Below are 13,893 nucleotides of genomic sequence, written 5' to 3' on the forward strand. Positions count from 1 at the left end.
TCAATTTATAACTTTTCTTTTTCTGACATTTTATTATTCCTATCTTTCATGTTTTAATTATAATTAGTAGTAGGGTGGGCATTGCCCACCTTACCACCTTGATATCATAGAATATATCGACATTTTTAAGACTATGGTTAATTCGATACAAATTAATCTAGATATTCTTAATCTCACAGATGAACAATTTTATTGCATCTGTGAAAATAACCGAGATTTGAGACTAGAAAAAAATGCTCAGGGAGATTTAATTATTATGCCACCAACGGGGGGAGAAACTGGTGACAGAAATTCAGAAATTAATTTTCAATTGAGACTTTGGAATAAACAATATAATCTCGGTAAAGTTTTTGATTCTTCCACAGGGTTTAAGCTTCCTAATAATGCTTATCGTTCCCCGGATGCTGCTTGGATACCCATAGAAAAATGGAATACTTTAACTTCCGAACAACGTCAAAAGTTTTTACCGTTATCTCCTGATTTTGTCATTGAATTACGTTCTCCTAGTGATAGTTTAAAAACATTACAAGATAAGATGAAAGAATATATAGAAAATGGGACAAAATTAGGCTGGTTAATTAATCGTCAAGATAAACAGATAGAAATTTATCGACAAGGTAAAGATACAGAAATATTAGATAATCCTCAAATATTATCAGGGGAAACTATACTGCTTAATTTTACTTTAGATTTAACATTAATTTGGTAAGTTAAGTAAGGTGGGCAGTGCATCGGCCTACAATTTTTAAATTGTCATTTTTTTAGATACAATCTGTCTATAAAATTGAATATTGTCTTTTTTTAAAAAACAATTCATAATAAAAACAGTTAATCTCAACACAGAGGAGTAGTCAAAATTATGATTACTATTCGTCAAAGTCAAGCCAGAGGTAACGCCAATTTTGGTTGGCTTGATAGTAAGCATACTTTTTCTTTTGGTAGCTACTACGACCCAAAACACATGGGATTTCGTCATTTACGGGTAATTAATGAAGATAAAATCGAACCAAGTGGAGGGTTTCCTACTCATGGTCATAGAGACATGGAAATTATCACCTATGTTTTAGATGGCGCATTAGAACATAAAGATAGTATGGGTAACGGTTCAATTATTCGTCCAGGAGATGTACAACGGATGTCTGCTGGAACAGGTGTTACTCATAGCGAGTTTAATGCTTCTAACACTGACTCAGTTCACTTACTGCAAATTTGGATTCTTCCTGATAAAAAAGGCATTGAACCAAGCTATGAAGAAAAACATTTTCCTTTGTCAGAAAAACAGGGAAAATTAAAATTAATTGCTTCGGGTGATGGTAAAGATAATTCTCTTCAAATTCATCAAGATGTGGATCTTTATGGCGCGGTTTTAAAAGAAGGCGATTCTTTAATTCATAGTACAAATAATAATCGTTCTCTCTGGCTACAAATTGCTAAAGGTTCAGTACAAATTAATGGTCAACATTTTAACAATGGTGATGGTGCTGCCATTACTAAAGAGTCATTAATTGAGATTACTGCAACTAACAATCAAACTGAAATTTTGTTGTTTGATCTAGCTTAACCTGTCAGAATAAATAAGGCTTCATTTTAAAGTAATTAAGAGGATTTTTCATGGATACTTTCAAGGCAATTTATGAACGCCGTTCTGTTAAAGGATATGATCCTAATCATAAAATAACCCCTGAAGAAGAACGCAAACTGCTTGAGGCAACTATTCAATCTCCCTCCAGTTTTAATATTCAACATTGGCGTTTTGTGATTCTTAGAGATCCAAAATTACGACAACAAATCCGTAAAGAATTTGGTAATGATCAAGCGCAAATGACCGACGCTTCTTTACTCATTTTATTTACAGCAGATATGAAAGCGTGGAAAAAAGAACCCCAACGTTATTGGCAAAATGCACCGCAGGAAGTGGCTGATTTATTAGTGGGTTGGATGGGCCCATTTTATCAAGATAGACAATGGTTACAAAGAGATGAAGCACAGCGATCAATAGGTATTGCAATGCAAACTTTAATGTTAGCAGCTAAAGCAATGGGTTATGATTCTTGTCCAATGATTGGTTTTGATATTGAGCAAGTTTCTAAACTTATTAACTTACCCGATGATTATGCAATGGGTCCAATGGTTGCTATTGGTAAAAAGGTTAAAGAACCTTGGTCTAAACCAGGACAAATACCTTTGAATGAGTTGGTCATTGAAAATAAATTTTAAGGCTTTTTTATTAAAATTTATTGCTTTAAATGAGTTTGGTGGACGCTACGCTCACCTTTGCTAGTGAGAGAATCGGCGTTTGAGACTCCTGATTATAAAATTCTGAACTCTGAACGCCGAACTCTCCTTGAAGTTACTCTTCTTCGTCGCTGTCTAACGCTTCAGTCAGGGTTACTTCTGGTACTTTAGTTGGGTCTAACTTCAGAATTAACACAGCCAAAGGAGGTAAACATAAATCCAGGGAATAAGGCTTATTATGGAATGACCATTGATCAGCCCATTTACCCCCTAAGTTCCCCATATTACTACCACCATATTGTTTAGCATCACTGTTAAATAATTCGATGTAATATCCCGCTTCAGGAACCCCTATACGATAATGACTATGGGGTTGAGGGGTAAAGTTACATACTACCACTAACGCATCTTCGGGATCATCGCTTTGACGAACAAAAGACACCACACTATGAGAATTATCGTTACAATCAATCCAGTAAAAGCCATGATATTCAAAATCATGGGTATATAAAGCAGGTTCTTGTTTATAAAGGGCGTTAAGATCCGTAAAAAATTGTTTTAGTTGTTGATGGGGTTCATACTGTAATAAATGCCATTCTAAGTCACCCCAGACATTCCACTCACTCCACTGGCCAAACTCCATACTCATAAACATGGTTTTTTTGCCGGGGTGAGTGTACATATAGGTAAATAAAGCCCGAACATTGGCGTATTTTTGCCATTCGTCCCCTGGCATTTTACCCAACATATTACTCTTTCCATGCACCACCTCATCATGGGATAACGCCAGCATAAAGTTTTCGTTGTAATAGTACAACATACTAAATGTGACGTTATTTTGATGGTATTGACGGAAAAACGGATCAATGTTGAAATAATCCAACATATCGTGCATCCAACCCATATCCCACTTCAGGTTAAACCCTAAGCCACCATCATAAATAGGACGAGATACTTTTTCCCATTCGGTAGACTCTTCAGCAATGGAAAGAACACCTGGGAAATACTCGAATAAAACGGTATTAAATTCACGAATAAAACTAACTGCTTCAATATGTTCGTCCCCACCATATTCGTTAGCGATCCATTCCCCTTCTTTCCGTAGATAATTACGGTATAACATTGAAGCCACTGCATCGACCCGAATACCATCAATATGATACTTATCGAACCAAAATAGAACATTAGCCACTAAAAAGTTACGCACTTCATGACGGCCATAGTTAAAGACTAAGGTTCCCCATTCTTTGTGTTCTCCAATGCGAGGATCGGCGTGTTCATACAGATGAGTGCCATCAAAATAAGCTAACCCGTGGGAGTCTTTGGGGAAATGGCCTGGAACCCAGTCTAAAATGACACCAATGCCGTTTTCGTGGCATTTATCCACAAAATACATGAAATCTTCGGGACGGCCAAAGCGAGAAGTCGGAGAATAAAATCCGGTGACTTGATAACCCCAAGACCCGTCAAAGGGATGTTCGGCGATGGGTAATAATTCAATATGAGTGTAACCCATGTCTTTGACGTAGGGAATCAGTTTTTCTGCTAATTCATAGTAACTGAGAAACCTAGCTCCTGGGTTCCATTCTGAGACAATGACAGGATCGGCTTCTCCTCCATTAAGTAATGGCATTTTCTCGGCAGCAGAACCATGTAACCAAGATCCTAGATGAACCTCATAAACAGAAACAGGTTGTTTAAGAGGATCGCTATTGCGTCTTTTTTCTAACCATTCCTCGTCATGCCATTGATAAATATTATCGATATCGACCACAATAGAGGCGGTATTCGGTCGAACTTCCCGATAAAAGCCATAAGGATCGGATTTCTCATAGATATGACCTTCACTATTTTTGATCTCATACTTATAGACTGTCCCTGGGTCGATGTTCGGCACAAATAGTTCCCAGATGGTATAGTTGCGTTTACGCATCTGGTGTTCTCGACCATCCCAGTTGTTAAAATCTCCGATAACAGAAACGTTTCTAGCATTAGGGGCCCACACTGCAAAATAAACCCCTTTAACTCCGTTTATTTCACCCACATGGGCCCCTAATTTTTCATAGATACGATGGTGGTTCCCTTCTGAAAATAAATAGATATCTTCGTCTGTTAAGTAGGGTGAACTGAACGCATAGGGATCATAAATTACTTTTTCATACTCCCCTTCTTTCACTTTGAGTTGATAGTGATTGAGTTCTGGGGTTTCAATAATACATTCAAAAAAGTTGGGATGGTGAACTGAGTTCATGGGATCTTCTTTCTGTTCGGTGGGACGGATCACCCATGCTGCTTCTGCTTTTGGTAAATAAGCCCTGACTACCCATTTTTTGGTGTCTTTCCCCTCTTCTAGAAGGTGACATCCTAAAATCTCAAAGGGATCATGATGTAAGTTATAAATAATTTGATTAACTTGATCGGCGGATATAGTGGTGGTCATGGGACTCGCTATGTTAACAAACTGAGGAAAGAGACTTTTTATATTTTGCCAGAACTGAGTAGTCAAAAGTTTCCTCGAAGGTCAAGGAAAAAAAGCTTTAGGCTAAACTTTGACTACTTTATCTGTTCTTGTGCATCTCTCTAGATTAAACTTTTAGAAAATTTACACCCCTCATATTAATATGAGGGGTTATGGTTTTTGTACTAAAAGACAATATTATGTTTTAGCTGGTTAAAAAGTAACCGAGTGGCATAAAAACATAAAGGTATGATAGCATCTTTACCCTTAGCCTCAATCGTTCGATAAAATTAACCATTTAAAATGCTCAACAAAATGGCAAAATTATTCTGTTTGTCATCCTATACTTTAGAAAGAGATAGGGAGTTTCATTAAATATTCTCATCTCTCCCGTGATACCATAGTTATCTGAAAATGGAAAACCATTACGAGAGATTTCATGGCTATTAAAACTCCCGACTGGGTGAAACACGCCGTTTTTTATCAAATTTACCCCGATTCCTTTGCGAGAAAGGTTCCACCCCATCAAAAATGGTTGTTAGATGTCCCTTTAGAAGACTGGGATGCACCCCCAACTTATCAAGGATACAAAGGGGGAAATCTTTGGGGAGTAATGGAAAAATTAGATTATTTACAAGATTTAGGGGTTACTGCGCTCTATTTTACCCCTATTTTTCGGTCTGCGAGTAATCATGGCTATCATACTCATGATTATTATGGCATTGATCCTCTATTGGGAGATAGAGAAGCTTTTGATGTATTACTAAAAACTGCCCACGATAAAGGGTTCAAAGTTGTGTTAGATGGGGTTTTTAACCATGCCAGTCGGGGCTTCTTCTTCTTTAACGATATCCTAGAAAATGGACCGAACTCCCCTTGGTTAGATTGGTTTAAGATCGAAGGTTGGCCTTTATCTGCCTATGATGGCGCACTTCCAGCTAATTATGTTTCTTGGATCGATTATCGTGCGTTACCTCAGTTTAACCACGATAATCCCGCCGTTAGAGAATATATTATGCAAGTAGGAGAATATTGGTTAAAACAAGGGATCGATGGTTGGCGGTTAGATGTGCCAGACTGCGTTAAAGCAGAAGGGTTTTGGGAAGACTTTCGCGAACGAGTCAAAGGCGTTAACCCTGAAGCCTATATTGTTGGAGAAATTGCTTTTGATGCCACTCAATGGCTCGATGGAAAGCAATTTGATGGGGTAATGAATTATCCCTTTGGTCGTCTAACGGCTGGATTTATTATCGGCGATCGCGTTGATAAAGAAATCATCCCTCATTTTTATCAGCCCTATGAAACCCTTGATGCTGCTGGATATGCACAGGGAATTGAAGAATTACTGGCCCGTCATCCCTGGGAAATTCAATTAACCCAGTTAAACTTACTTGATAGTCATGATACCCCCCGATTCTTGAGTATTGCCAACGGCGATCGCACTTCGGCTAAATTAGGGGCTTTACTATTAATGACCTTTCCTGGAACTCCTAATATTTTTTATGGGGATGAAATTGGTATTGAAGGAGGCCATGAACCTGATTGTAGAAAAGGCTTCCCCACAGAAGAAAAATGGGACGCTGAAGCGTTGGCCTATTATAAACAATTGATCCAAATTAGGAAAAAATATACAGCTTTACGCACAGGCGATTATCATACACTTTATTCTAAAGATAAAGTCTATATTTTTGGGCGTGTTTTAGGAGAGGAAGGATTAATTATTGCTGTCAATAATGGAGAAACAAAAGCTGAAATTACTGTGTCTGAATTAGATAAAGTCCCTTCAATTAAGCAAACAAAACCCAGTAATCTCATTTATGGGGAAGGATCAACTAATTGGGATAACAAGGAGTTAAAATTAACCATTCCTGCCCGTAGTGGCTTGATATTAGCTGATTAAGCTTCAACAGTGAACAGTGATTCAAGTGATTCATTAGGTATCCTGTTCACTGGTTACTGTTGACAAATAACCTTATTGATTGACGAAAACTGACTTATGGAAGACCTCAAACAACGTTTGAAAGAAGACATGGCCAATGTTAATTGGAATGATATTAAACCCCATGCTCAACGAGATGCTGTCATTGTTGTCGATGAAAATTTAAACTTATTAGATGTTGGCCTTGCCATTGCTCAAGATGATAAGATGGTTGTCCAACGTTGGATTACAGAGGAACTCATCACTAAACCATCTAATCAACAATTAAGTGATTGGAATATTAACCAAACTCAATTGTTTAAGACTTTAATTGTACAGCCATTTGTTTTAGTTCAAAGTATCTAAGTTAGAGATGTCTGGGGTATCTAGAAGCATTGTATTGAAGATTTAGTCAGTTTAATAGGCTAATGTTGCTAGTAACGAAATGATGTAATCAACAGTAGCAACTACGGACTGTTGCAACCATCTATCTTAGTTAAGTGAAATCTTCATCTAAGGGAACAATCCCATTTAATTTTGTCATTTTTTTGATACACTAAGAATGAAAATAATTTTAGGAAATTATTAAGATGGAAAGTGTTGCTTATATCGTTGTTTTAACAATGGCTCTGGCCGTTCTCTTTTTTGCGATTGCCTTTCGTGAACCCCCTCGCATTCAAAAGTAGGTTTAAGGGTTTAAACTCCCTAAAATCAGTTACTTTTCATTACTATCTGAGCCGATATTTTTCCTTGTCTTGCCAGGAAAAATGAGCGCGGCTCAGAATATACTATTTTCCAAACGTTGATTAATCATTCTGGTATCTTACTCTTTTTACCTTCATATTCCGTTGCTACGGATAGTCCTATGCAATGTCCCTACTGTCAGCATACTAATAGCCGTGTTCTAGAATCTCGTTCCTCCGAAGGTGGACAAAGCATCCGTCGCCGTCGTGAATGTTTAAACTGTAAACATCGCTTTACAACTTACGAACGCATTGAGTTTGTTCCTATCACTGTCGTTAAACACGATGGAAAAAAGGAATCCTTTGACGCATCTAAGCTCTTGAGAGGTATGGTTAGAGCTTGCGAAAAAACAGGGATTTCCCATCAACGTCTTGAGACTATTGTAGATGATATAGAGGCCTATTTACAACAACGTCCTCAACGAGAAGTGACCACTCATGAAATTGGACAGTTAGTCTTAAAATATTTACGGGAAGAAAATGAAGTTGCTTATATCCGTTTTGCTTCTGTGTATGGGAGATTTAAAGGGATTAAAGATTTTATGGAAACTCTCGATCAACTACAAGAAGAAACCATTCCTTCCTCCGTGTCTCAATGGTCTGGGTCTTCTGCTACCGATAGAGATAAATCAAAAGCCTCTCCTTACCTTAGTTTAAGTCATAATGGTTCTGATAATTCTCGATAAGTGATAAGGATAATGGATAATTGACAATAGATAATTGATAATTAATAATAAATCAGTTAATCTTATCGTGGAATTATAGTTTCTGATGACAATTGCCAGGACAATTTGTGTGGGATTTCTTGCAGTAATTACTGTAGGAACCCTGTTGTTAATGTTACCTTTTGCGACTAATGATGGAAGTTGGAATAATCCCTTAGTTGCTTTATTTACCTCGACTTCTGCTGTTTGTGTTACTGGATTAATTGTTGTCGACACCGGTAGTTATTTTTCTTTTTGGGGTCAATTAATTATCCTTCTATTAATTCAAGTGGGAGGATTAGGTTATATGACCACTACAACTTTCTTAATTTTGTTGCTAGGTAGAAGATTTGATCTCAGACAAAAGTTAGCAATACAAGAGTCTTTTGATCGTCCTTTTTTACATGGAAATAGTCAAACTCTAATTCGTTCTATAATTGCCACAACTCTTATTTTTGAGATATTTGGTATTATATTGATGTTTAATGTTTTTTCTCAGAAATATGGAACTTCACAAGGATTATGGCTTGCTATTTTTCATAGTATTAGTGCTTGGAATAATGCAGGATTTAGTTTATTTCCTGACAGTTTAATGAATTTTTATGATTCTTGGATAATTAATTTTACTGTTCCTCTATTAATTATTTTTGGTGGTATTGGTTACCAAGTGATTATGGAACTTTACATGACCATTGTTCATTTCGTGACTAATAAGCAAGAAAGATTAGTTTTTTCATTAAATTTCAAAGTAGTCATCAGTACAACAGCGATTTTATTAATAGCAGGAACTCTTATCTTTTTTATTATTGAATATGCTAATCCTGATACATTCGGTAATCTAAGTTTTGAAGGAAAGTTACTAACAGCATGGTTTCAATCAGTAACTACTAGAACAGCCGGTTTTAATAGTATTGATATCGGAAAAATGACCTTTGCTGGTTTATTTTTGACTATGGGTTTTATGTTTATTGGTGCTAGTCCTAGCGGTACAGGAGGAGGAATAAAAACGACAACATTACGGATTCTATTTAATTGTACTCGCTCGGTTTTAAGGGGTAATGATGAGGTAGTAATGTTTCGTCGAGAAATACCAGTTCCTTTAATTTTAAAAGCAGTTGCAGTGGTATTCGGCTCGACTAATATGGTGGTCTTAATCACTTTTCTGATTTCGTTAAATGAAGGAATTGTTAACCCTAGTTTTTTCGATTCTGGTGTTAGTTCATTGCAAGTTTTATTTGAGGTTATTTCTGCTTTTGCAACGGTGGGATTATCCACAGGAATCACAGCTAGTTTATCCCCTATCTCTCAACTTTTATTGATCTTAACTATGTACACTGGTAGAGTAGGAATTCTTCTTTTTATGGCAGCGATCGCAGGGGAAACTCGTCCACGGGTTGTTCAATATCCTGAAGAAACTTTATTAGTGGGATAAGCCTAAAATTTGATATGATAAAAAATTGAAAAACTTTTATTAATTGAAGATGAGGTGTTAATTTGCAATCCTTAAACTTCTTAAGTAGTCTGCGTCGGGAAACCCGTCAATTTGCTGTTATTGGATTAGGTCGTTTTGGTCGTGCTGTTTGTAAAACCCTTCATAAATTGGGATATGAAGTATTAGCAACTGACATAAATGAAGCCTTGGTTGCTCAAGTTTTAGCTGAAAAAATGGCCTCTAGTGCTATTGAATTAGATTCGACTAAACCCAATGCGTTAAAAGAAGCAGGAATCTTTGAATTTGACACGGTTATTGTTGCTATTGGTAACTATTTAGAAGAAAGTATCATTACTACTTTGAATGCGAAAGAAGGAGGCGTAAAATATGTGGTAGCCAAAGCGTCTTCGGATATTCATGGTAAACTGTTACAACGGGTGGGAGCAGATTTAGTCGTCTTTCCTGAATATCAAGCAGGGTGTGATTTAGCTCATGTCTTAACTCAAAAACCAGGGGTTATGGAACGGTTTGAACTTGATCCTGATCATTGCATTGTAGAAACTCGTATTCCTGAAGAGTTTCATGGTAAAACTCTCGAAGAATTAAGGTTGAGAAGTCGTTATAAAATTAGTGTTTTAGCCATTGGCAAAGATGATAAATTTGAGATTAATCCTCCTCCTCAAGAGAAGCTTAATAAGGATTTATTAATGGTGGTCATTGGTTCTAATAAAGCGATTCAAAAATTACCTTTATAATATTTGATTATCTTCTAACTTTTCTCTAGCAACAGAGGTAGGATTAAGTAAGAATAAAGATGCTCGCTTTGCTGTTTCTTGGGATAATTTTATTTGCGTTAAACTCACCAAGTTATCTTGGACAAACGCATCTCTAACTAATACTTTTTCCCCTTTATTAAAGGCCGTTTCATAAAAAACTTCTTTGATACCCGCAGAAATAATTAATTTTAAGCAAGAAACACAGGGTTCTAAGGTGACATATATACTAGCTCCGTGAGTAGAAATGCCGTGTTTTGCTGCTTGAGCGATCGCATTAGCCTCAGCGTGGACAGCACGGGAAGGTAAACTGCTAGAGGTATCACAGCTATCGAGTCCAGGGTAACAAAATCCTTGTGCTGTACAATGTGCTGAACCAGAGGGGGAACCATTATATCCTGTCGCTAATACTTGTTTATCTTTCACGATCACCGCACCTACTGGAAAAGCCAAACAGGTTGAGCGAGTCGCAGCTAATTTAGCGATCATGATAAAGTATTCGTCCCAAGTGGGTCTTTGTTCTTCGAGAAAGGTCATTGATACTTTTAAACCGATTTAATTACATCTACAAGTTACTGTTTAGAACTGTTTAGAACTGTTGCGTTACAGTAACCACCTACACAACTCTAGCACTAGAGTTAGAGAGTTAAAAAAGCTTAATTCCTGTTGATTTTGGGGGCCTCATACTATTGTGTCCCTACAAGTTTTGATGATGTTTCATAATTAAGTTAAGTTTATTCGTATAACTTCAATGAGTTTTAGCATTGTTACACCTAAACAATATATTGAAAAAAAAGAGTTAAGTTACCGTATCGTTGGTAAAAAAATTTCTTTAGACTCTATTATTTATGGGTTTTTAAGGGGAAAATCTCCAGAAACAATTAACGCTTCTTTCCCTAATTCAACTCTAGAAGAAATTTATGGAGCAATTACCTTTTATTTGGTGAATCGAGAGATGATTGATGTTTATTTAAAAGAGGGTGAAAAGCTATATCATGGACAATTACAAGAAGAAAAAAACAAAGATCCTGATTTTTATCATATTTTTCTCATAAGTTGACCTCACTGTCATGAAAATTCGTTTTCAAGCAGATGCTGATCGCAATCAGACAATTGTTACAGGAGTATTGCGACGAGAACCTAAAATTGATTTTCAAACAGCTATTATATCTTAACTACTTTGTTGCTGTATTTCTTTGATAATTAACAAAATCATAGCAACTATCAACGGTAAAAAGTAATAAATTCCTCGATAAGCAATCAATCCCCCTAAGATATCTGCTTGAGAAATAGTATTAGGAAGGGATAATAAAATAACGGTTTCAAAAACCCCTAATCCCCCAGGAACACTACTAATTAGACCTGCGGTTAATGCTAAAATATAAATGCAAAAAAAGCCAGGAAATGATATAGTTCCTGATAAAGGAAGCAATAAATATAAAACTCCTGAAGCAACTCCCCAATCCATTCCAGCAATACAAATAGAAGCCAGAGATATTTTAGGAGAAGGAAAACTGATTAATTCTGAACCAATTTGAAAAGGTCTTTTTCTAAAAAAACTAATAACAAAATAAATAGAAATTAAAATTAAAAATATAAAACCAATGGGATGAGCCGATTGAAAAGGTAAATTTAAAATTTTTGGTAAGCTTAAAGGATCAATTAAAAAAACAACCCCACTAACCCCCAATAATCCCACCCAAAACGTTAAATGGGTAAAGATAATTAATTGAGCAATTTTGACCTTAGAAATCCCCCATCCTCCATAAAAACGATAGCGAATAGCTGTTCCTGATAAGGCGGTAAAACCAATTGTATTACCAACAGCATAACTAATAAAAGCTGTCATCGCAATCTTAGAAGGTTTTAAGAATTGATTAATATAATGAAACCCTAAAAAATCGTAACCTGTCATAATTAAATACCCTAAACTCGTCAAGGCAATTACCCCTATTTTTTGAGTTGTTTTCAGGTTACTTAAATAGTGTAAAATTTCAGCAGGATTATGGGCTTTAAACTCATGGCTAATGGTAACAATAGAAAGAGTTAATAAAGAAATAGCTAAAAGAACGGGCAGATATTTGATAAAACGCCGAACCATGAGATAATTTGGTAAATTGAAATGACTGGTCTTGTTATTATAATAATCAAGAAGTCTATATTACCTTAAAACTACAAGTTGAGGAAATGATTAATGTTACAGTTTATAAAAACTTATGCGATCGCAACAATAATAGGGTGTGTATTTTCCTTACTCACCAGCCTATGGAGTCAACCAGCTTTAGCTTTAACTAATATTGATTTATTCAATATCTCTTATAAAGATTGTCCTCCAGAACTAGCAGAAGGAAACGTAACCAGTGGAGGCTCAAGTCTTCCTGCTGATTGTTATATTATTACGGGAAAAGCTAAGAATACATCGGGTAAAACGGTTTATGATGCTGATGTCTTTGGACGTATTTTAGATGCTAATAATGAACCGGCTTTACAAAACAGAAGTCGTGTCGGTTCTATTGCAGAAGTTCCCCCAGGAGTGAGTGATTTTGAAGTAAGAATTACGGTTCCAGCTAATCAACCCACTCCTTTAAAATTAAAGAAATTTAAAGCGTCTGGATTTACCACAAAAGTTACCCCTATTTTTTAACAAAAAAATGCCCCATCATAAGCTGTTAATCATTTAAGTTGCTAGTTTAGACTGCATGGGAGCAGTGAGCAAAGGGAGAGCAGGAGAAAGAGTTTCAGCTTTTGTACTAAAACTTTAAATATCCTGTTTAAATAGACAACAACTTAACAGGGATGGGGTATTTTTCTGATCATTTAGAATCCTGTCATGCTAGAAACGTATAGGCTATCGATCGCACTAGAAAGAAATTGTAAAGCCAAAATCGCTAAAATGGCAGAAAAATCGATACCACCTAATGGGGGAATAATAGAACGGAAAATGTTAAGATAAGGGTCAGTAATAGGACTTAAAAAAGACATGGCACTCATAGCCCATTCTGCGCTTTGAAACCACGATAAGAGAATGCGAACAAAGAGTAATACTAAATAGATGTTAAGAAATGCGCTGAGGGTTTGAAAAATTAATTGGGTAATGGAACTATCCATAATGAGCTATTTTCCTGATAAATAATAGGTCTACTAAGTGATCTTATATCAAATTTAGATGAAATGTAACTTACTCACATCTTGCATTTTGTTTAAAGTTGGCTAGTGAGGATAGGCAAGAGGCAACAGGCAACAGGCAAAAGTATTTTATATCTTAGAATTATTACCAATCATCATCCTCTTCTTCTTCTAACACTGCTTGTTGTTGTAGAGGTGGTTGTTTCAAAGGGGTGGTGTCTTCTGTCTCTTCTTCCCAACTGTCTGATAAGGGTTGCACCACTTTAGTGATAGCATCTTTGACAAAAGCTTTAAGAAATTCATCCTTTCGACTGAGTTGAAACTGTCTTTGTACTACTTCTGTCATTCCTCCATCTCCCCAGTCTTGATCTTGACGGAAATATTCAACAAAGCTTTTACCAGCAATACGGGTTAAATAAGCTGCAGTTACCCCTTGAATGGCTTTCCCCACTAAATAGGTGGCGATATGCAGTTGTAAGGCTTTTCCTAATAGATCAACTGCTC

General features: G+C 36.3%; 16 protein-coding genes. 11 read left to right on the top strand and 5 right to left on the bottom strand.

Going from position 1 to position 13,893, the window contains the following annotated elements:
* The first annotated feature begins 133 nt into the window (after positions 1-133).
* The 3 genes from CY0110_RS18735 to CY0110_RS18745 all read left to right on the top strand — a co-directional run bounded on the left by CY0110_RS18735 (position 134) and on the right by CY0110_RS18745 (position 2,217).
* Positions 134-709 carry a Uma2 family endonuclease gene (locus tag CY0110_RS18735; RefSeq protein ID WP_008277092.1) on the top strand — a complete coding sequence of 192 codons (576 nt, stop codon included), beginning with the start codon at positions 134-136 and terminating at the stop codon, positions 707-709.
* Between the two features lie 150 nt (positions 710-859).
* Positions 860-1,561 carry a pirin family protein gene (locus CY0110_RS18740; protein ID WP_008277093.1) on the top strand — a complete coding sequence of 234 codons (702 nt, stop codon included), beginning with the start codon at positions 860-862 and terminating at the stop codon, positions 1,559-1,561.
* Positions 1,562-1,611: 50 nt separating this feature from the next.
* Positions 1,612-2,217 (top strand): nitroreductase family protein, encoded by a 606-nt coding sequence (locus CY0110_RS18745; protein ID WP_008277094.1) that lies wholly within the window; start codon positions 1,612-1,614, stop codon positions 2,215-2,217.
* A gap of 133 nt (positions 2,218-2,350) precedes the next feature.
* Here CY0110_RS18745 and glgB read toward each other — a convergent pair whose 3' ends face one another.
* Complete coding sequence (gene glgB, locus CY0110_RS18750; protein ID WP_035799983.1) at positions 2,351-4,675, bottom strand: 1,4-alpha-glucan branching enzyme; 2,325 nt, start codon at positions 4,673-4,675, stop codon at positions 2,351-2,353.
* Positions 4,676-5,132: 457 nt separating this feature from the next.
* Here glgB and CY0110_RS18755 point away from each other — a divergent pair, with 457 nt between their 5' ends.
* The 6 genes from CY0110_RS18755 to CY0110_RS18780 all read left to right on the top strand — a co-directional run bounded on the left by CY0110_RS18755 (position 5,133) and on the right by CY0110_RS18780 (position 10,245).
* Positions 5,133-6,593, top strand: coding sequence for a glycoside hydrolase family 13 protein (locus tag CY0110_RS18755; RefSeq protein WP_008277096.1), 1,461 nt, complete (start codon positions 5,133-5,135; stop codon positions 6,591-6,593).
* A 96-nt stretch (positions 6,594-6,689) separates the two neighbouring features.
* Complete coding sequence (locus CY0110_RS18760) at positions 6,690-6,977, top strand: DUF2288 domain-containing protein (protein ID WP_008277097.1); 288 nt, start codon at positions 6,690-6,692, stop codon at positions 6,975-6,977.
* 224 nt (positions 6,978-7,201) lie between these two features.
* A complete protein-coding gene (locus tag CY0110_RS18765; RefSeq protein WP_008277098.1) occupies positions 7,202-7,297 on the top strand; it encodes a photosystem II reaction center protein T in 96 nt (31 codons plus the stop codon).
* A gap of 179 nt (positions 7,298-7,476) precedes the next feature.
* On the top strand, positions 7,477-8,040 hold the full coding sequence (gene nrdR / locus CY0110_RS18770) for a transcriptional regulator NrdR (protein ID WP_035799986.1): 564 nt from the start codon (positions 7,477-7,479) through the stop codon (positions 8,038-8,040).
* A gap of 85 nt (positions 8,041-8,125) precedes the next feature.
* Positions 8,126-9,490, top strand: coding sequence for a TrkH family potassium uptake protein (locus tag CY0110_RS18775; RefSeq protein WP_035799988.1), 1,365 nt, complete (start codon positions 8,126-8,128; stop codon positions 9,488-9,490).
* A 62-nt stretch (positions 9,491-9,552) separates the two neighbouring features.
* Positions 9,553-10,245 carry a potassium channel family protein gene (locus CY0110_RS18780; protein WP_008277101.1) on the top strand — a complete coding sequence of 231 codons (693 nt, stop codon included), beginning with the start codon at positions 9,553-9,555 and terminating at the stop codon, positions 10,243-10,245.
* Here CY0110_RS18780 and CY0110_RS18785 read toward each other — a convergent pair.
* On the bottom strand, positions 10,240-10,800 hold the full coding sequence (locus CY0110_RS18785) for a deoxycytidylate deaminase (RefSeq protein ID WP_008277102.1): 561 nt from the start codon (positions 10,798-10,800) through the stop codon (positions 10,240-10,242). The genes CY0110_RS18780 and CY0110_RS18785 overlap by 6 nt on opposite strands.
* A 214-nt stretch (positions 10,801-11,014) precedes the next feature.
* Here CY0110_RS18785 and CY0110_RS18790 point away from each other — a divergent pair, with 214 nt between their 5' ends.
* Positions 11,015-11,323, top strand: coding sequence for a hypothetical protein (locus CY0110_RS18790; protein WP_008277103.1), 309 nt, complete (start codon positions 11,015-11,017; stop codon positions 11,321-11,323).
* A gap of 111 nt (positions 11,324-11,434) precedes the next feature.
* On the opposite strand, the gene CY0110_RS18795 is transcribed toward CY0110_RS18790, so the two are convergent.
* A complete protein-coding gene (locus tag CY0110_RS18795) occupies positions 11,435-12,364 on the bottom strand; it encodes a putative bifunctional lysylphosphatidylglycerol flippase/synthetase (protein ID WP_008277105.1) in 930 nt (309 codons plus the stop codon).
* 93 nt (positions 12,365-12,457) lie between these two features.
* Between CY0110_RS18795 and CY0110_RS18800 the strand changes: the two genes are divergently transcribed.
* Positions 12,458-12,907, top strand: a complete 450-nt coding sequence (locus tag CY0110_RS18800; protein WP_008277106.1) for a hypothetical protein — start codon at positions 12,458-12,460, stop codon at positions 12,905-12,907.
* 173 nt (positions 12,908-13,080) lie between these two features.
* On the opposite strand, the gene CY0110_RS18805 is transcribed toward CY0110_RS18800, so the two are convergent.
* Positions 13,081-13,371 (bottom strand): YggT family protein, encoded by a 291-nt coding sequence (locus CY0110_RS18805; protein ID WP_008277107.1) that lies wholly within the window; start codon positions 13,369-13,371, stop codon positions 13,081-13,083.
* Positions 13,372-13,534: 163 nt separating this feature from the next.
* On the bottom strand, positions 13,535-13,893 hold a 359-nt coding region (locus CY0110_RS18810; protein ID WP_008277108.1), incomplete at its 5' end, for a YcjF family protein.

This window comes from Crocosphaera chwakensis CCY0110 (assembly GCF_000169335.1).
GTDB lineage: Bacteria > Cyanobacteriota > Cyanobacteriia > Cyanobacteriales > Microcystaceae > Crocosphaera > Crocosphaera chwakensis.